Below are 19,099 nucleotides of genomic sequence, written 5' to 3'. Positions count from 1 at the left end.
CGCCGGGCCCGGGACGTTGCCGTCCACGAGCCCGGCGTCTGAAATCGAATACGGCCGCTCGGACGGTCGTGGGATCGGCCGGGCGGTCGCTGGGGGTGGGCTACTCTTCGCCTTCGGCGTGCTTGCCCAGGCCCTTCAGGCCGTACATGGTGGTCGAGCCGCTGGACCAGTAGACCAGCTTCTCTTCCTTCACGAGCTCGGTCAGGACCTTCTTCACTTCGCGGGACTTCTCGTCCGGGAAGAGATCGCAGAAGTCGTTGAAGTAGAACTTGGTCTTGCTCTTGGCTTTGCCCTCGAGGAACTCGACGACAGTCTTCTTTGCGGATTCCATCTCAATGGCCATGGCGTAACCCCTTTTAGTTATGGGGGCGCGGCGCTGTGCCGCGCCCCCTCGTGAAACCTCTAGGCGTCTACCACTTGAAGTTGGTGGACTGACGCCAGGTGTAGTACGCCGGATCGCGGAAGTCGTCGATCAGGTGCTGGGAGAACTCGAGGCCGGTGACGTCGAAGAAACGCTCCCAGCCGATGCGCTCGGCCCAGTCGCCCAGACGCTCGTACTTGTTGGCGCCCTTCTTGTAGGCGTCGACGATGGTACGGATGGTCTTCACCAGGGTCGGCCAGCGCGGGGGCTCGTTGGGCACGTACGCCACGACGACCTTGGAGAACTTGGGATTGCTGATGCGGTTGGAGACCTTGCCGCCGACCATGATGGCGCAGCCGTCGCTCTCGCCGTCGGCGAGGGGCAGGGCGGCGCACATGGTGTAGCAGTTGCCGCAGAACATGCAGCGGTCTTCCTTGATGGCCACGGTCTTCTTTTCCTTACCCTCGAACTCGGTCTTGGAGGGACGGATGGCGGCCGTGGGGCAGGCGGAGACGGCGAGCGGGATCTCGCAGATGTTCTCCAGAACCTCGTGGTCGATGATGGGCGGCTTGCGGTGGATGCCGACGACCGCGATGTCGGAGCAGTGGCAGGCGCCGCACATGTTCAGGCAGCAGGCCACGGCCAGACGCAGGGAAGCGGGCAGCTCCATGGTCTGGAACTCCTCGAACAGCTCGTCCATGATCACCTTCACCGGGCCGGAGGCGTCGGTGGCGGGCGTGTGGCAGTGGACCCAGCCCTGGGTGTGGACGATGTTCGGCACGGAGGCGCCGGTGCCGCCGATGGGGAACTTGAGGGAGCCGCCGGTGAACTTGCGGCCGGAGAGGTCGGCCTTCAGCGGGGCGACCTTGTCCTTGCTGTCCACCATGAACTCGATGTTGTTGCGGGTCGTCCAGCGGACGTAGCCGCCGCAGTGCTTGTCGGCGATGTCGCAGACTTCGCGGATGAGGCCGACGGACATGAGGCGGGCGGTGCCGACGCGGACGGTGTAGACCTCGTCGCCGGACTCGGCCTTGTGCATCAGGACGCCGGGCTCGAGGATCTCATGGTAGAGCCACTTGCCGTAGTTCTTCTTGATGACGGGGGGCAGGAAGTCGGTGTAGTGGCGCGGGCCGATGTCGCTGATGCGACCTTCCATCGGTTTGTCCGGATTGTATCCCGAAGAGATAAAAGCCATGGGGTGTCCTCCCTTGATTTCTGGCGTTGTCTGTAGGGTTCAGCCGTACCGAGGAGCCGCCTAGCGCGCGTGACGCTTGCGGTATTCCTGGATGTCGCGCTTCCAGCCACCGACCTCGTCTTCCTTCCAGAAGATGTAGGGGTTCTCGCGCGGATGCTGGACGTGACGGGCATCGGCCTGCACGCCGGTGACCTCGAGGATCTTCTGGAAGCCGAGGCGCTTCAGGGTCTCGCCCAGGCGCTCGCGGTTCTTGCCTTCCTCCATCCACCACTCCCAGATGTTCTCGACCAGCTCCTTGACCTCGTCGAAGGGCTCTTCGACCTTCATGAAGGGCACGAGCAGGGAAGACATCTGCGCGCCGTCCAGGATGGGCGCCTTGGCGCCGGCCAGGATGGCAACACCCTTCTCCTCGCCGACACGCAGGGCGGCGGGCATGGTGTTGATGCAGTGCATGCAGCGGTAGCATTCCTTGTCGTCGATCGACAGGGTCTTGCCGTCGTAGCTCATGCACTTGGTCGGGCACAGGTCGATGACTTCCTTCTGGATGTCGAACTTGCCCCAGTCGCGGCTGGCGTGGGCGCCGGCGTTGGGCTTCAGCTCACCGCCGACGTAGCCGGCCACGGCCTTCTGGTCGATGCGGATGGGGCCCTTCCAGGTGCCGACGAAGGACAGGTCGGAACGGGCGAGGGCGGCCACGCAGCCGTTCGGGCAGCCGTCGAACTTGAACTTGAACTTGTACGGGAAGGCGGGACGGTGCAGCTCGTCCTGGTACTCCTGCGTCAGCGCGTAGCACAGGGCCATCGTGTCGTAGCAGGCGTACTCGCAGCGGGACATGCCCATGCAGTCGGCCGGGGTGCGCAGGTTGGAGCCCGAGCCGCCCAGGTCGTTGTTCAGCTTGTGGGTGATGTCGTAGAAGATCTCCTCGAGCTGCTCGGTGAAGGTGCCGAGAAACACGATGTCGCCGGTGGAGCCGTGCATGTTGGTCAGGCCGGAGCCGCGCAGGTCCCAGATGTCCATCAGGGCGCGCAGGTGCTCGGTGGTGTAGAACTTGCCGCCGGGCTGGGCCACGCGGACGGTGTGGAAGTGGGCGATGCCCGGGTACTGCTTGGGGACGTCGGAATAACGGCCGATGACGCCGCCGCCGTACCCGAAGACGCCCACGATGCCGCCGTGCTTCCAGTGGGTTTCCTTGTCCTTGTAGGACAGCTCGAGGACGCCGAGCAGGTCCTCGCAGACGTCCGCGGGGATCTGGAACTCGATGCCGTCCTTGTTCTCCGCGCGCCGTGCCGCCTCGGCCTTGACGTCGTCAACGAAGCTCGGCCACGGCCCCTTGGTCAGCTCGTCGAGCATCGGGGTTTGATGTTTCGCCATTGTCCATTACCTCCGTCGTTCAAGAGTTAAGGGCGTTTGTCCCTGTCATAAGCCACTCTCGCCGTATGTGAACCCGGCACGGCGGCGTGGCGCGCCGCCGTGTCGGCAATCCGCAGGGTGCAGGAAAAAAACGCTGGGGCGATCCGGCAGTCAGGCCCGTTGCATGTCTCAAACTTCACGATCCATTTTCAGCTAGAGAACAAGGACCTCGTTTGTCAATCGAAAAGCCTGTAGACAAAGGTTTGCGCGGGATGAATTGGGGCAGGCGTACCGCCGCCTCCGGTCCTCCCGGGCTCCTCGCTGGGACCGGCCCGGGAAGTTTGCCCGAAGGCTTGTTCCCGACCGGACAGATGCGATTCCCCATCCCATCATCCGCTATCGTCTTCGATCGATACCCCAAGACCGGCCTGAAATTCAATCAAAATCTGGGGGCGGAAGCCTTCTCCCCCATGGTCTCCTCCATGCGGGCCAGGGCCTCGGCGGCGAGCTCTCCGGCGGTGGTCCGGCGCAGGCCGTCGTCCTGGTAAACGGTCAATTCCGCAGCGTCCCCGCGCCACGCGGCGACGCTCGTCATGGCCCGTCCGGGAAGCGCCGTCCCGGCCGCGGCCAGCCGCGCCAGGGCCAGGCAGGCCAGGCCGCGCGAGAACGCGTCGTGGCACTCGGGCGACTCGGGCGTGCCCTCGCGTCCCTCCAGCGCCTGCCCGGGGTCGAGCACCTCCAGGAGGTCGGGCACGGCCTTCACGGCCAGCCCGGGCCGCGCCTCGGCCAGCCGGGCGATCCCCCAGAGCACGCCGCGGCGGAGCGTGGGGTTGTCCACGAAGATGCCGTGGCAGACCCCGTGGTGCTTGTGGATGTAGGAGAGGAGGATGGCGTGGTACTCGCGGGCCAGGGCCGGGCTCTCGGCCATGGCGCAGGCCATGGCCTCGGGCACGCCCCAGCCGATGCCGCCGGACTCCTCGTTCATGCGCCAGAGCATGCCGCGCATGACCACGCGCGCCCCCTCCATGTCCCGCCCGGCGAGGTCGGCCAGGACCACGCCGAAGGCCTCGGCCGCGCGGAAGCGCACGAGCTCGTCCTCGTGCAGGATGAGCGAGAAGAGGGCGCCGGAGAGCGCCTTGGCGGGCATGGCGAGCACGCCGGAAAGGCCCTGCCGCCAGCCGGGGCCGCGCAGCAGGTCGAGCAGGTGGGGGCGCAGTTCGCGCAGGCGCATGGCTGCCTCCTGGCTGGTGTTGGGCTGTCGTCGGCGTCCGGCCGGGGCGGCTGCGCGGCGTCGGCCGGGCGCGGTCCTTTGCCCCGTCGGGGGCCCCTGCGGCGCGGGCTAGCCGGGCAGGTTGTCCGTGGAGTCGTCGTGCGGGTCCGCCGAGGGCGCGGGGTCCGGCATGCGCACGGGGCCCTGCTCCGTGTCCCGCGCGTCCTCGGGCTTGGCCGCCTGTCCCTTGGCCGGGGGGCGCAGCCGCTCGGCCTGCCCGTCGCCGAAGTAGAGGGTGCGGTGGGGGAAGGGGATGTCGATGCCCAGCTCGTCGAAGCGCTTCTTCATCCGCCTGTTGAACTCGCGCGCCACGGTCCACTGCTGGATGGGCAGGGTCTTGGTGCGCGCCCGGACGACCACGGCCGAGTCGTCGAAGCGGTCGAGCCCCAGGACCTCCAGCGGCTCGAGGATGAGGAACTTGTACTGCGGGTCCTCGCGCATCTCCTCGTCGATGCCCTTGACCACCTCGATGACCCGGTCCACGTCCTCCTTGTAGGCCACGCCGATGTCGAAGACGTAGCGGGAGTAGTCCTTGGTCATGTTGGTCACGATGTCGACCTTGCCGTTCCTGATGTAGTGCACGTTGCCGGCCAGGTCGCGCAGCACGATGAGGCGCAGGGTGATGCTCTCCACGAGCCCGCCCTTGTCGCCGACCTGGATCACGTCGCCCACGCGCACCTGGTCCTCGACCAGCAGGAAGAAGCCGGAGATCACGTCCTGCACCAGGGTCTGGGCGCCGAAGCCCACGGCCAGGCCGAGGATTCCGGCCGCGGCCAGGATCGGCCCCAGGTTGATGCCGAGCTGTCCCAGGATCACGAAGCCGCCGATGGCCAGGAGCCCGGCCTTGAAGCTGAAGGCGGTGATGGAGTGCAGGGTGTCTATGCGCTTGGCGTACTCCACGTCCTGGTGACGGGAGATGCGGGCGAAGAGGGCCTCGAGGACCCGGCGGCCGATCTTCAGGGTGATCCAGACCAGGAGGAGCACGAGCAGGACGCGAAGTCCGGTGCCCAGGGCCCAGGTGCCCAGCTTGTCCAGCCAGCGCACGGCGTCCTGCGTCAGGGTCTCGATGGTTTTTGCGTCGAGGGCGTTCATGGCTGTTAGGCTAGCGCATTTGGCAGGCCGTGGGCAAGGGCGTCCGCAAGAGCGCGGCTTCCTTCCCGGAATGCGGCCGGGGAAGAGGCTGCCGGGACCGGCAGGGAGGGGGGTTGCCCGCGCATTTGCCGCAGGGGGCTTCACAGCGGAGGGGAACCGGGGTATCCTTCACGATGCAGCACCACGCGCGGCGGGACCTTCCCGCGCGCGGGCAGGCCGCCCCCGCATGGCGAAATGCGGCGAAAAGGGCGAAACCCGACCGCATGCGGAGGACAGGCGATGACGCACGACACCACCGGGATCGACGAGCTCCAGAAGAACGTCCTCTCCCGCCTGCGCAAGGTCGAGGGGCAGATCCGCGGCATCCAGAACATGGTCCAGGAGGGCAAGGAGTGCGAGGACATCCTCATCCAGGTCCGCGCCGTGCGCTCCGCCCTCAAGTCGACCACCGCGCTGATGCTCAAGCGCTACGTCACCGCCTGCTACCAGAAGATGCAGGAGCACCCGGACCCGGCCGAGGCGCAGCGCAAGATGGAGAAGACCATCCAGCTCCTGACCAACTTCCTCGACGGGTAGGCCGGGCGGCGCGGCCGCGGGGCCGGTCGGCTTTCCCGGAATTCCCCGCGGCCCCTCCGCGGCTCCTGCGACGGCCCCTTCGGCAGGCGTTCGCCCGGTCCTGATCGCTCGTCTGCCTCTGCGCCGCTTCTCTTTCTCCATCTCCCCTGTCTTCCTTCCGCCGTCCCGGAATCTCTCGCCGCGGGCGGGTCGTCGCCGGGCCGACCCGCCGGGGCTGGGCAGAGGCTAGGGCATGATCCGGCGCGCGATGGCCTTGGGATTGAAGAGGTCCCAGAGGTATTGTGCGGTGGTCGGCTCTCCGGAGATGGAAGGCGCGGACCCGGCGGGCCGCCGGGGCCGCGCCGTCTCCGGCACGCCCTCGGCCGCGCGGCGGAAGCTCTGCGCGATGAAGTCGAGCGTGCTCATGGCCTGTGCGTCTTCCGGGGCCGTGATGCCGGGAGCGCGCAGGGGCGGGGTGCGGAAGGCCGGGCGCGCGTCGTCCTCGCCGCGTTCCGGAAAGGCCGCCACGTACCCCGGAGGCAGCTGCCTTTTCGCGGCTGCCCGATCCGCCTCGCCGGGACCGCCCTCGCGCACGCCGGGAGAGGCCAAGGGACTCCATTGCCGCGGCATGGCCGCGGAGCGCTCCGGCTCGCGCCAGTTTGCTGCCGGTCCGCCCTGCCCGGCGTTCTGTCCGGCGGAGGGCAGAAAGCGTGTGGGGGTCGATTCATTTTCTACAATATTCGATATTATAGAACTTTTTAGGCGCAAAAAAGCCCCGGTGCGGTCCAAAGCCGCGCCCTCCCCAAGCTGTCCCGCATCCTGTCCCGCGTCCTGTCCGCTCGTCTCCCGGAGACTCCCGCGTCCCGGCTCCGCGCTCTCTGGGATCGGAGCGCTCTTCGCTTCCTCGGCGATGCGCTGGTGGTTCTGGGTCCAGATGGGGAGTTCGCCCGAGGCCTTGTCGCGGAAGTACATGGTCTTGGCGAAGTAGTCGCCGAGGCCCTGCAGGCTCGGCGCGCCATCGGACGTGGCCTTCTCCGGCCTGTCGGTCGAGGTGGCCAAGTCCACGGTTTCGCCTGCAGCCCACTTGGCGATCGTGTCCACGCCATTCGTGCGGTTGCCCCATTGCACGGCCATGGCCATGGCCTGGGGATAGTCCGGACTGCTGGGATCGAACACGCCCGGTCCGGCCGGATTACGCCTCGCCGCCTCCTCGATCTGCCGCCGGTAGCCGTCCAGCACCTTGTCGCGCCCGGCGTCGAGCTGGTCCACCATGGATCGTCCGGCATCGCTGTCCAGGGCCTGGTTCACCTTGTCCAGCAACCCGGGCGCTTCGCGCTCGAAGTCCCGGGCCGTGATGCCGGGGCGGGAGGCGAGGGCGAGGGTCTTATTCTGTTCTTCCGAAGAGAGGATCTGTGCCCCGTCGGGAAGACACGCGTTCTTCAACGTCTTGCTGAATTCCACCGCAGCAATAGGATTATTTGCCACATCATGTTGATTGTTTCCGAAGCTCAGGCCGCTCTTGCCTTTTTTGGCGAAGGACGCAGCATACGGCGTGGCACCAGCGCCGAGTTCGGCCTGATGCACAGCAGCGAGAATTCGCAACTCCCTGTCCTCCATCATGTCCGCCATCACTTATTCTCCTTGCTTTTCAGCTTGTCCTGAAAGTAGGGCGTGACAATGGCGTCCACCGCTTCCAGGAGGTTGGCTGGTTTTTGAGCACGCAAGCGTTGAGCTGTTTTGATGTACAATCCATAGGCCTCCTTGAACGGTAGTCGGACCAGTTCTGGGTTGCTGGCGATGTACGGAGATGACATATCTTCTTTGAATCGGATGACGAAAGAAGCATTGCCAGACATCTTTAAAATTGTTTTGTCGGGAAGAACGGCCTCTCCGATGGGCATTAAAAGTGACATTGAATGTATTCTTCCATTACAAGGAAGCCCATCTGTCCAACCGTGATATCCGTAGCATGAAAACATATGCGTCCGTTTTGACGTCCATATAATTGCCTCAGAGCGTTCTTCATTGTTGCTCGAGTACTGAATGCCGAATTCAAGTGGAGTGCTGTTTGTCGATCCGGAGACAAGATGTATCGTGGTATATTTCATATCAAATTTTTCTCGATACCGCTTGAGTTTTCCAGAACGTTCGGAATATTCGTCGGCAGTTGAGTTTGCTAGTGTCTTTTCTTCTTCTGTCCGTCCTTCCCATTCTCTATCAATAGTCCCTTTTGTCAGATTGAAAAATATGTAATGGTATACCTTTCCCGATGTGAATCTGTAATCAATGATGAAATCACCGTTCTGATTCGTATAGAACGATCCCATCCAAAGACCCGAGGCATCCTCGGGGATGGGCAGCCTGGCGCCCCAGAAGCCGACCGCGTCGTCGGCGGGCATCCAATCCAGGGACCCGGCACGGGCGGACCCGACGGGAAGGGCCGCGAGCAGCCCGGCCAGGAGAAGCAGGCTGAAGAGAAGCAGGCTGGGGAGGCGCGGGAAGGGGGAGATGCGGTCGCGGATCATGGGCGTTCCTCGTCTCGTCGTGCGGTTTCGTCATTCGGCAGGGGCAGGGCCATCGTGCTGACGGGCACTGCGTTTCTCCTACGTGGAAACATATAGAAATGCACCCATGCGACAGCTTCAGCGCCCGGACGCCGAACCGGACGCACGGGCATTCTACACCCGAAAAATCCCCCGGGCGGGTCCGGGCGCATCCGCATGGCGTCCGGGCGGCTCAGGGCGGTTGACGGAGTTCGGCGCACGTCGACCGGGAAGATGAAGATGCAGTATTTCAGTAGCTTGTGAAATCATTGTGCCATCATGGCCCGGAGTTCATTTTTTCGACAGATAGGCCTTGCCTTCAGCGTGTTGCAAGAGAATCTGGCGGGCGACAAGTTCATCGCCGACAGACCCACTCCGTATGAGAGGCGATACGCGCAGGCCGAATGGCGTCGCGGGGCGGAGGCGGGACGGCGGATTTCCCGCGCGCCGCGGGAACGGCGGCGGCCCGGGCGACCTCCGGCGCGGCGCAGTCCGGTCTTTTCCTCCTCCCCCGCTTGCCATTCACCAGTTCGGTGTTACCTTCCCGGACTGCGGCATTTAGCCGCTGGAGGAAGCATGTCCGTCATCCACATCGAAGGCGCCAGACAGCACAACCTGAAGAACCTGGACCTCGACATCCCGCGCGACCAGCTCGTGGTCGTCTGCGGTCCGTCCGGGTCGGGCAAGTCCACCCTGGCCTTCGACATCGTCTACGCCGAGGGGCAGCGCCGCTACGTGGAGTCCCTCTCGGCCTACGCCCGCCAGTTCCTGCCCCAGCTCGACAAGCCGCTGGTGGACAAGATCGAGGGGCTCTCGCCCGCCATCTCGCTCGAGCAGCAGACCACGGGCCGCAACCCCCGCTCCACCGTGGGCACGGTGACCGAGATCTACGACTTCCTGCGCGTCTTCTACGCCCGGCTCGGCCAGTTCCACTGCCCGCAGTGCGACCGGCCCATCCGCTCGCAGACCATCGACGAGATCGTGGACAACATCCTGGCCATGCCCCAGGGCACGCGCTTCTTGCTCCTCGCGCCGCTGGCCGAGAACAAGAAGGGCACCTTCAAGGACCTCTTCGCCAAGCTGCGCAAGGAGGGCTTCGCCCGCGTGCGCGTGAACGGCAAGGTCCACCTCCTGGAGGAGGCCCCGGAGCTCGACAAGAAGAAGAAGCACAATCTGGAGCTGGTGGTCGACCGCCTGGTGGTGCGCTCCGACGTGCGCAGCCGCCTGGCCGACTCCGTGGAGCTGGCCCTGAAGTGGGGCGAGGAGCGCCTCATCGTGGCCGAGGTGGGCGGAGAAGGGGAGGGGCCCGAGCACCTCATGAGCACCCTCTCGGTCTGCCCCGAGTGCCGCGTGAGCCTGCCCAAGCTCACCCCGCAGCTCTTCTCCTTCAACAGCCCCCAGGGCGCCTGCCCGCAGTGCTCGGGCCTGGGCAGCATCGAGTATTTCGAGCCCGCCCTCATCGCGCCCAACCGCGGGCTGTCCCTGAACGAGGGGGCCGTGCTGCCCTGGAAGAAGGGCGTCACCCGCTACGCCGCGCCCCTGGTGCGCCTGGGCGCGCGCCACGGCTTCACCATGGACACCCCGCTGGCCGACTTCTCGGAGACGGCCTGGCACGCCCTGTTCCACGGCGACGAGGCCGAGTCCTGGGAAGGCGTGGTCGGCACGCTCGAGCAGGGCATGGCGCTCGGCCAGATCTGGCGCGACGAGCTGGCCCGCTACCGCCAGTCCGCGCCCTGCCCGGCCTGCCGCGGGGCGCGCCTGAAACCCGAGTCGCTGGCCGTGCGCGTGGCCGACAAGAGCATCTTCGGCTTCACCTCCATGCCCATCGTGCGCGCCCTGGAATGGCTGAAGGGCCTCTCTTTCGACGCGCGCGAGATGATCATCGCCGAGCCGCTCTTAAAGGAGCTGACCCACCGCCTGGGCTTCCTGGTCAACGTGGGGCTCGACTACCTGAGCCTTGCGCGCGAGATGTCCACCCTCTCGGGCGGCGAGGCGCAGCGCATCCGCCTGGCCGGGCAGCTCGGCTCTGGCCTCGTGGGCGTGACCTACGTGCTGGACGAGCCCTCCATAGGCCTCCACCCGCGCGACAACGAGCGGCTGCTGGGCACGCTCAGAAGCCTGCAGACCCGGGGCAACACCGTGCTCGTGGTGGAGCACGACGAGGAGACCATCCTGGCCGCGGACAACGTCATCGAGCTCGGGCCCGGCTCCGGGCTCAAGGGCGGGGAGATCGTGTTTCAGGGCGACGTGCACACCCTGCTCAAGGAGGCCGACACCCTGACCGCGCGCTACCTGCGCGGCGACATGACCATCGAGCGGCCGGAGAAGCGCCGCGAGCCCCGCGGCCACCTGACCCTGCGCGGCGTGACCACGAACAACCTGAAGGGCGTGGACTGCGACGTCCCGCTCGGCTGCCTGACCGTGGTCACCGGCGTCTCGGGCTCGGGCAAGAGCTCGCTGGTCATCGACACCCTCTACAAGCACGTGGCCCTGGCTCAGGGCATCAAGGTGGACCAGCCCGGCCAGATCAGGGGCATCGACAACCTCGCCGCCATCGAGAAGATCGTGGCCATCGACCAGACGCCCATCGGCCGCACGCCGCGCTCCAACCCGGCCACCTACACCAAGGTCTTCGACGAGATCAGGAACATCTTTGCGGCCACCAAGGAGGCCAAGCAGCGCGGCTACAAGCCGGGCCGCTTCAGCTTCAACGTGCCCGGCGGCCGCTGCGAGCACTGCAAGGGCGACGGCCAGATCCGCGTGGAGATGCACTTCCTGCCCGACGTCTACGTCACCTGCCCGGTGTGCAAGGGCAAGCGCTACACCACCGAGACGCTCGACGTGCACTACAAGGACCTGAACATCTCCGAGGTCCTGGACCTGACCGTGCGCCAGGCCCTGGACTTCTTCTCGGCCTACCCCGTGCTGAAGCGCCGCCTGGAGGTCCTGGACGAGGTGGGGCTCGACTACCTGCACCTGGGCCAGCCCGCGACCACGCTCTCGGGCGGCGAGGCGCAGCGCATCAAGATCAGCCGCGAGCTCGGCAAGCGCTCCCTGCCCGGCACGCTCTACGTGCTGGACGAGCCGACCACCGGGCTGCACATGCACGAGGTGGGCAAGCTCATTCAGGTCCTGCACCGTCTGGTGGACAAGGGGGCGAGCGTGGTGGTCATCGAGCACAACCTCGACGTGGTGGCCTGTGCGGACTGGGTCGTGGACCTCGGCCCGGGCGGCGGCGAGTCCGGCGGGCGCATCATCAGCCAGGGCACGCCGGAGCAGATCGCCGACGATCCGAAGAGCGTGACCGGGAAGTTCCTGAAGATTTAGCCCGCAGCGGGCCGGGCCGCAGGCGGTGAACCGCGTTCAGGTCGTCTTGCGGGGCCGGGGGGATGGGCGTATGCATGCATGCCCCCGGAGGGATCCATGGATTTCCTGAACGTCGCCGTGCCTCTCGCCAAGGTCGCCCTGGCCTTCGTGGTCATGCTCGTGGCGATCCGCAAGAGGATCGCCCTGCCGACCTGCATCCTCGGCGGCAGCTTCGTGCTCGCCCTGCTCTTCGGCCTCGGCCCCGTCTCCTGGGGCCGCGCGGCCCTCTCCGCCCTGTGGGAGCAGGAGCTCATGTCGCTGGCCGTGATCGTGGGCCTCATCCTGGTGCTCTCGGACATCCTGGAGCAGAGCGGCCAGGGCGAGCGGCTGATGCGCGCCACGAGCACGCTCATGCGCAGCCACCGCCTGCGGCTCATCTTCTTCCCCGCGCTCATCGGGCTTTTGCCCATGCCGGGCGGCGCGCTCTTCTCCGCGCCCATGGTGCGCAGCGCGGCCGGGGAGCTGCCCGTGGACGCCACGCGCCAGGCCATGCTCAACTACTGGTTCCGCCACATCTGGGAGCTGACCTGGCCGCTCTATCCCGTGCTCATCCTGGCCTCGGCCCTCACCGGCATGACCATCGCGGAACTCGTCGCCCTGACCTGGCCGAGCCTGGTCATGAGCCTGACGCTCGGCTGGCTGTTCTACCTCAGGCCCGGGGTCCTGCCCCTGCCGCCCTCGGCCGGGCGCGGCCAGACCGGCCCCAGGGAGTTCGGCAAGGCCCTGCGCGAGAGCCTGCCCATCCTCACTGCGCTCGTGGGCGCCCTGGTCCTGGACCAGACCCTGGACAGCGTGGTGCCGGGGCTGCCGGACCAGTCGGGCTTCATCCTGGCGCTGGTGCTGTCCATCGCGGTGGTCGCGGCGCAGAACGGCTGGAGCCCGGCGCGCGTGCTGCGCACGGTCTTCCAGCGCCGCGTGGCGGGCATGGTCTGGCTGGTGCTGACCATCTTCATCTTCAAGCAGGTGGTGGAGGCGGGCGGCGTGGTCACGCAGCTGAGCCAGGCGGCCTCGGGTGACGCCGCGCTCTTCGTGGTGACCCTGGTCCTGCCGCTCCTCGTGGGGCTCATCTGCGGCATCAGCATGGCCTTCGTGGGCACGACCTTCCCGCTGCTGCTGGGACTTCTCGAGCACATGCACGTCTCGCCCGGCGTCAGGACGGCCTACGTGGTCTTCGGGCTCATGGCGGGCTACACGGGCGTGCTGGCCTCGCCGCTGCACGCCTGCCTGCTCATGACCTGCGACTACTTCGGCGTGGGGCTCGAGCGGGGCTGGAAGTCCATCCTCCGGCCGAGCGCCATCTTCCTCGCCTTCGCCGTGGCCTACTTCTTCGTGCTGCGAACCTGGCTGGCCTAGTCCCCGGGCCGCCTCAGGCCTGCCGGGCCAGGCCGCCGCGCGCGGTCTCGCGGTAGTCGGGCGACATGTCGCGGCCGATGTGCAGCATGGCCAGGAGCGCGCGGTCGAGCCCGACCACGTGGTGGCCCGTGGGCACGGCCGTGGCCAGGAGGAAGGCGTTGTAGGCCTTGACCGCGCCCATGGAGTTGCGCTCGATGCAGGGGATCTGCACGAAGCCGCCGATGGGGTCGCAGACCAGGCCGAGATGGTGCTCGAGGGCCGACTCCGCGGCGTTCTCCACGGCCTGGAGCGGCAGGCCGTGGGCCTGGGCCGCCATGGCCGCGGCCATGGCCGAGGCCACCCCCACCTCGCCCTGGCAGCCGACCTCGGCGCCGGAGATGGAGGCCTCGTGCCGGGCCAGGAGGCCCACGGCCGCGGCTGCCAGCATCCCCTGGCGCAGCGCGGCGCGCGGCAGCCCCTTTATCTCCTTGCAGACGTAGAGCACGGCGGGCAGCACGCCCGCGGCCCCGGCCGTGGGCGCGGTGACCACCACGTGGCCCGCGGCGTTCTCCTCGGCCGCGGCCAGGGCGCAGGCCGAAAGGGTGAGCAGGAACTTCTCCGCCTGGTGGCGGCGCTTGCGCGAGCGGGCCATGATGCCGCGCGCCTTGCGCCACAGGCCGATGGGCCCGGGAAGCGGCCCCTCGGCCTGCAGCCCGCGCTGCACGCAGTCGAGCATGACCTCCATGATCCTGGTGAGCTTCTTGTCGATCTCGGCCCGCGTGGCTCCGGTCAGGGCCTCCTCGTTGCGCAGCAGCACCTCGTGCAGGGGCAGCCCGGCCAGGTCGCAGGCGGCGCGCAGCTCGGCCATGCTGTCATAGGGATAGGGCACCTCGCCGAGCTCCTGCGCGCTCTCGCTGCCGTCGTCCACGAATCCGCCGCCCGGCGAGGCATAGCGGCGCAGCAGCAGCTCCGCGCCGTTCGCGTCGCGCAGGACGAACTCGAGGGTGTTCGGATGGCCCGGCAGCCCGCCCGTGTCCTGGCCGACCTGCAGCATGCCCGGCACGGGCGCCAGCTCGTCGAAGACGATGTCCGCGGGGTCGAGCGCGGCCCGGCCCTCGCCGAGTTCCACGGCGTGGAGCACCCCGGGCGTCATGTCCAGGCGCGAGAGCAGGTCCGGCGGGCAGGTGGCCGGTTCGTGGCCGAGCAGCCCGGCGGCCACGGCGCGGTCCGTGGCGTGGCCCCGGCCCGTGGCCGCGAGCGAGCCGTACAGGCGCACCGCAAGGCGCGCGGCGCGGGCCTGGGTCTCGGGGGGGAGCCGCCTGCAGGCCGCGAGGAACATGCCCGCGGCGCGCATGGGGCCCATGGTGTGCGAGCTGGACGGCCCGGGCCCTACCTTGAACAGCTCGAAGATGGAGGTGCGGATTGTGCGCATGGCGCCCATCTAGCCTGTCCCTCTCGCGAAGGGAAGGCCAGGCCGCTGAAAACGTGCCGTCTGCTGCGTTGCCGCGGAAAGTCCGAACCCTCGCGTATGTGGAATACGCGTCGGGCTCGGACTTTCCTTGCGCCTTGCATCCGACGCGTTTCGAGCGGCCTGGCTTTTTGATCCGAGAAGGTCGGTGATCTTCCCGTTTTCTGCTTCGGGCGGCTGAAAACGTGCCGTCTGCCGCGTTGCCGCGGAAAGTCCGAACCCTCGCGTATCGGGAATACGCGTCGGGCTTGAGCTTTCCTTGCGCCTTGCATCCGACGCGTTTTGAGCTGCCTGGCTTTTTGATCCGAGCAGGCCGGTGATCTTCCCGTTTTCTGCTTCGGGCCGCTGAAAACGTGCCGTCTGCCGCGTTGCTGCGGAAAGTCCGAACCCTCGCGTATGTGGAATACGCGTCGGGCTCGGACTTTCCTTGCGCCTTGCATCCGGCTCGTTTTGGGCGGCCTGAGGCCTTGCTTGAGGAGGTCCGGGCTCCGTCGTTTTCCGGTCCGGGGAAGGATTGGTCTTCGCGGTCTCCCTCGAGCCTCCACGCCCGGGCGGCCCGTGTTTTTTGGGCCGGGCGTGCAGTGTGCGAAGGCGGTCGAGGCCGAGCCTCGCGCCGGGAGGGTCCAGGGAGGGGGCGCGCAGCCCCCTCCCTGGCCGCCGGAGGCATTCTCCCTAGCCGATCCCCTGACCTGCGTGGCACAGACGCGCCTCAGGCTTTGCCGTGCCTTCGATCCTGCGGCGCGGCAGACTCAAAAGGGCTTCCAGGCCTCCTTCAGGCAGGTTGCGCAGGCGGATGTCGCCGCCGTGCTGCAAGGCGATGTTGCGCGCGATGCTGAGGCCCAGACCGTGACCGCCGGTGCGTGGGCTGCGCGAGCCCTCCACACGGAAGAAGGGCTCGAAGACGCGGGGAAGGCTCTTCTCCGGGATGCCGGGGCCACGGTCGCGGATGGCGATGGTCACGTTGTCGCCCTGGTCCTCGATCTCAACGCTCGCCGCGCCGCCGTAGCGCACGGCGTTGTCCAGGAGGTTCGTCAGGCAGCGCTTGAGTCCTGCGGGCCGCGCGGGCAGGGGCTCCAGGGCTTCGCCCGCGCACTCCACGCTCTGGCCGATCTCGGCGTAGTCGTCGCGCAGGCTTTCCAGGAGCGAGTTCAGGTCCACCTCCACCTCTTCCTCGCCGCGTTCGATGCTGCGCACGAAGTCGAGCGAGAGGCAGAGCATGTCGCGCAGCTCGTCGAGGTCGGCCACGAAGCGCTTCTGCAGATCCGCGGGCTCGATGAGGTCGCAGCGCAGGCGCAGCCGCGTGACCGGCGTCTTCAGGTCGTGGGAGATGGCCGCCAGCATGCGGCTGCGCTCCTCCACGAACTGGCGGATGCGCCGCTGCATGCGGTTGAAGGCCTGGATGGCGCGACGCGTCTCGGTAGGGCCTTTCTCGGGCAGGGGGGTGTGCGCCAGGTTGGTGCCGAATTCGTCAGCGGCCTGGGCCAGCACGCGCAGGGGACGCGTGACCCAGCGCACGACCAGCAGCACGAGGAGCAGGATGAGCACGAAGCGCCACCACATGTCCATGAACATGGGGAAGAGCATGCCGATCCCCGGGGTCTCGACCGGGACGCGGCGCGTGAACAGGGCCCAGGAGCCGTCGTCCATGCGCACGGCCAGGGAGAAGGGGAAGGTCATGCCGAAATGGTGGTCCTCGGCGTTGGCCGCGCCGTATATCTGGTCCTGCGTGTAGTGGCCCACGCCTCCGGTGCGCAGCAGGAAACCGCGCTCGGTCCCGAAGATGCCCGTGAGGGCGGCGCGCATGGTCTGGGCCGCGCCGCCGCTCTCCTGCTCACGCGGCAGCGGCTCGAGCACGGGGCGCTCCGCCACGATGCGCACGTTCATGGAGGGATCGCTCAACCGGGCGGCCATGTCCGCGCGCTCTCCCACGGGCAGGGCGTCCAGGACCTTCACCTCCCGCGCCGCGCTCAGGGCGTCGGAATATGCCCCGTCGCGCAGGAAGTGCGGCCCGCGTATGGCGATGAGATACATGGCCGTGATGATCTGCAGCAGGACCATGCCGCCCAGAAGGACCAGGACCAGCTGGCCGTAAAGCGATTTAGGATAGAGACCGCGCGGCAGTCCCATGGGTTCCTCCCTTGCGGCGCGGGTTCGGGGCGTCTCGCCTACGTCCTGCGCCTGGAAAATCGCCGTGCGCCCGTCGCGCCGTGCGTGCAGCCCTCATACACGGGCGGGAAAAAAGGCAAAATGAGAGTTTGTAACCGAATGTTGCGGCGTTCGAAACTGCAACCGATGGTAACACTTCTTCGCGTCCTGAAATGCCGGGGAAACATTCGGACACACGCGGCCGCGGCCCCTGTTGTATGGTGTATACGCTGAAACCGCGTCCGCATCCGGCGCGTCACGCCCTGGAAAGCCCGGGAGGGCCGTTCTGGGGGCCATACAAGGAGCCTTATGAGCAACGGAAAAGTATGCCTGACACAGGACGAGATCAACGCCTTCTTCAAGAAGCGCCCGCGCAGGCAGGGGGCGAACTTCAGGGCCAGGACCGAGGCGTGCGAGCCCGCCTGCCGGGAGGTCGCGGAGCGGCCGGACGAGGCGCCGGAGCTGAAGCCCCTGTCCCTGCTCCGAGAGGCCGGGGACGATGAGCGCGATGCGGCCAGGCGCGCCACGGCCAAGGGCATGGCCCTGCTCGCCCTGGCCTTCGACGAGATCGACGCGGACCGCGACGGCATGGTCAGCCGCGAGGACCTCTCCGCCTACATCTGGTCCCGCCTGAACGTCCGTCTCTAGCGTGACGTCCGCCAAATACGCAAAGCCGTATTTGGCGGAGGATCGCTGCGCCGAAAAACGCGGTTTTCGGCCGGCTCACGCCGCCGCCTCTCTGCGGCGGAACCGCGCATTCGCCCGATTCGCGTGTCGCGTACGACGCGGCGCGCACATCCCCCCGATCACGTCCGGCAGCCACGGAACGGCAGCTGGACGGAATCCCCTTCTGCGGCTTTCATTCGACCGTTTTGGCGTCGGCCGTCGTGCGCGAAGCCACGGCCGCATCTTTGGCCGTTTTTCCGGCTGAGGCGTCCGCCTCGTTTCCTCCGGCGTTCGCCGTCGGGGCCTTTGTCCCGCCCGCGCGCCAGCCGCCGCCCAGGGCCTCGATCAGCGAGACGCTGGCCGCGATGCGCCTGCCCTGCAGGCCGACCGAGGTCAGCTCGCTCGACAGGGCCTGGGTCTGGGCGCTGACCACGCTCACGTAGTCCACAGTGCCCGCCTTGTACTGGTCCAGGGCCAGCCGCTCGGCCTCGCGCGCCGCGGACACGGCCTCGTTCTGCACGACCTGCTCCCTGGCCAGCACGGAGAGCGCGGCCAGGTAGTCCTCCACCTCGCGGAAGCCGTCCAGCACGGTCTGGCGGTAGCCGGCCACGGTCTCGTCGTAGGCGGCCCGGGCGTAGTCCGTCTTGGCCGCGCGCAGCCCCCCGTCGAACAGGGTCAGGGCCAGCTCGGGCCCGAGCGTCCAGACGCGGTTCGGCACGCTCAGGAGGTCGGCCAGGCCGTCGTTCTGGTAGCCGCCGCCTGCGGACAGGGTCAGGGTGGGGAAGAAGGCGGCCATGGCCACGCCGATCTGCGCGTTGGCGGCCGCGGCGCGTCGTTCGGCCGCGGCGATGTCCGGCCTGCGCTCGAGCAGCTCGGAGGGCACGCCGACGGGGATGTCCGGCACGCGCAGGGCGTCCAGGCGGGGAGGCAGCGAGAACGTCGCCGGGGGCTGGCCCATGAGCACGGCGATGGCGTGCTCGTACTGCCTGCGGTCGACCTCGAGGTCGATGGCCGAGGCCTGGGCCGACTTGAGCTGCGTCTCGGCCGAGGCAACGTCCGAGCGCGTGACGATGCCCGCGTTGTACTGGTTGCGGGTGATGCTCAGCGAGCGCTCGTAGGCCGCTACGGTGCGCTTGTACAGGTCCAGCTCGAGGTCGATGGTCCGCAGCGCGAAGTAGTCCGTGACCAGTTCGGCCTGCATGCTCAACAGTTCGGCCGCCAGATCGGCCGCGCTCGCCTCGGCGCCTGCCGATTCGGACTCCACGCTGCGCCGCGTGGCGCCCCACAGATCGAGCTCCCACGAGACGTCGCCGCTCACGGCGTAGGTCGTGGCCGTGGCCGAGCCCGGGCTCTGCTTGCCGCGCGTGGCCGAGCCGTCCGCCGTGACGGTGGGGAAGTAGCTTGCCCGGGCCTCGCGCACCAGGGCCTTGGCCTGGCGGTACCGGGCCTCCACCTGGCGCACGTTCTGGTTGGAGACGGCCACGCGCGCCACCAGGGAATCGAGGGTCGGATCGTCGTAGCAGGCCCACCAGTCGCCCCGGCCGCCGAGGTCGGCGGGCCTGGCCTGCTTCCAGTCCTTGCCGCCGTTCTTTGCGGCCTCGCGGTAGGCCGCGGGCGTCTGCACCGCAGGGCGCACGTAGTCCGGGCCCGCGGCGCAGCCCCCGAGCAGGGACATGAGGAAGGTGAAGGCGGCCACGGCCAGGATCAGGATGCACGCGAGGACCGCGCGCTGCACGGTATCGAGACGGATGGGCAT

General features: G+C 67.6%; 14 protein-coding genes. 4 read left to right on the top strand and 10 right to left on the bottom strand.

From position 1 onward, the window contains the following. Positions 1–100: 100 nt before the first annotated feature. From DSX2_RS13835 to DSX2_RS13815, 5 genes are all read right to left on the bottom strand, one after another. A complete protein-coding gene (locus tag DSX2_RS13835) occupies positions 101–331 on the bottom strand; it encodes a dissimilatory sulfite reductase D family protein (protein ID WP_152512967.1) in 231 nt (76 codons plus the stop codon). A 79-nt stretch (positions 332–410) separates the two neighbouring features. Then, on the bottom strand, positions 411–1,556 hold the full coding sequence (gene dsrB / locus DSX2_RS13830; RefSeq protein ID WP_020881604.1) for a dissimilatory-type sulfite reductase subunit beta: 1,146 nt from the start codon (positions 1,554–1,556) through the stop codon (positions 411–413). Positions 1,557–1,616: 60 nt separating this feature from the next. Then, positions 1,617–2,927, bottom strand: coding sequence for a dissimilatory-type sulfite reductase subunit alpha (dsrA, locus tag DSX2_RS13825; protein ID WP_020881603.1), 1,311 nt, complete (start codon positions 2,925–2,927; stop codon positions 1,617–1,619). Positions 2,928–3,345: 418 nt separating this feature from the next. Next, complete coding sequence (locus DSX2_RS13820; protein WP_020881602.1) at positions 3,346–4,137, bottom strand: DVU0298 family protein; 792 nt, start codon at positions 4,135–4,137, stop codon at positions 3,346–3,348. 108 nt (positions 4,138–4,245) lie between these two features. After that, a complete protein-coding gene (locus DSX2_RS13815; protein WP_020881601.1) occupies positions 4,246–5,268 on the bottom strand; it encodes a mechanosensitive ion channel family protein in 1,023 nt (340 codons plus the stop codon). Positions 5,269–5,547: 279 nt separating this feature from the next. On the opposite strand from DSX2_RS13815, the gene DSX2_RS13810 reads away from it, so the two are divergent. After that, positions 5,548–5,844 (top strand): metal-sensitive transcriptional regulator, encoded by a 297-nt coding sequence (locus DSX2_RS13810; RefSeq protein WP_020881600.1) that lies wholly within the window; start codon positions 5,548–5,550, stop codon positions 5,842–5,844. 225 nt (positions 5,845–6,069) lie between these two features. Here the strand turns inward: DSX2_RS13810 and DSX2_RS13805 are convergent, their stop codons facing one another. Together DSX2_RS13805 and DSX2_RS18395 are read right to left on the bottom strand one after the other, a co-directional pair. Continuing rightward, positions 6,070–7,452 (bottom strand): hypothetical protein, encoded by a 1,383-nt coding sequence (locus DSX2_RS13805; protein WP_020881599.1) that lies wholly within the window; start codon positions 7,450–7,452, stop codon positions 6,070–6,072. Continuing rightward, positions 7,452–8,348, bottom strand: coding sequence for a hypothetical protein (locus DSX2_RS18395; RefSeq protein WP_020881598.1), 897 nt, complete (start codon positions 8,346–8,348; stop codon positions 7,452–7,454). The genes DSX2_RS13805 and DSX2_RS18395 overlap by 1 nt, the downstream gene beginning before the upstream one ends. 594 nt (positions 8,349–8,942) lie before the next feature. On the opposite strand from DSX2_RS18395, the gene uvrA reads away from it, so the two are divergent. Then, positions 8,943–11,693: an excinuclease ABC subunit UvrA gene (gene uvrA / locus DSX2_RS13800; protein ID WP_020881597.1), complete on the top strand. Its 2,751-nt coding sequence runs from the start codon at positions 8,943–8,945 to the stop codon at positions 11,691–11,693. 96 nt (positions 11,694–11,789) lie between these two features. Continuing rightward, positions 11,790–13,085 (top strand): DUF401 family protein, encoded by a 1,296-nt coding sequence (locus DSX2_RS13795; RefSeq protein ID WP_020881596.1) that lies wholly within the window; start codon positions 11,790–11,792, stop codon positions 13,083–13,085. Positions 13,086–13,098: 13 nt separating this feature from the next. Here the strand turns inward: DSX2_RS13795 and DSX2_RS13790 are convergent, their stop codons facing one another. Continuing rightward, positions 13,099–14,505 carry an L-serine ammonia-lyase gene (locus DSX2_RS13790; protein ID WP_020881595.1) on the bottom strand — a complete coding sequence of 469 codons (1,407 nt, stop codon included), beginning with the start codon at positions 14,503–14,505 and terminating at the stop codon, positions 13,099–13,101. A 699-nt stretch (positions 14,506–15,204) separates the two neighbouring features. After that, positions 15,205–16,659 (bottom strand): ATP-binding protein, encoded by a 1,455-nt coding sequence (locus DSX2_RS13785; RefSeq protein ID WP_020881594.1) that lies wholly within the window; start codon positions 16,657–16,659, stop codon positions 15,205–15,207. Positions 16,660–16,986: 327 nt separating this feature from the next. Here DSX2_RS13785 and DSX2_RS13780 point away from each other — a divergent pair, with 327 nt between their 5' ends. After that, positions 16,987–17,325, top strand: a complete 339-nt coding sequence (locus tag DSX2_RS13780; RefSeq protein ID WP_020881593.1) for a hypothetical protein — start codon at positions 16,987–16,989, stop codon at positions 17,323–17,325. 211 nt (positions 17,326–17,536) lie between these two features. Here the strand turns inward: DSX2_RS13780 and DSX2_RS13775 are convergent, their stop codons facing one another. Then, entirely contained in the window at positions 17,537–19,099 is a 1,563-nt protein-coding gene (locus tag DSX2_RS13775; RefSeq protein WP_020881592.1) for an efflux transporter outer membrane subunit, read from the bottom strand.

This window comes from Desulfovibrio sp. X2, from assembly GCF_000422205.1.
GTDB lineage: Bacteria > Desulfobacterota > Desulfovibrionia > Desulfovibrionales > Desulfovibrionaceae > Alkalidesulfovibrio.
This window is presented reverse-complemented; position numbering and strand designations above follow the sequence as displayed.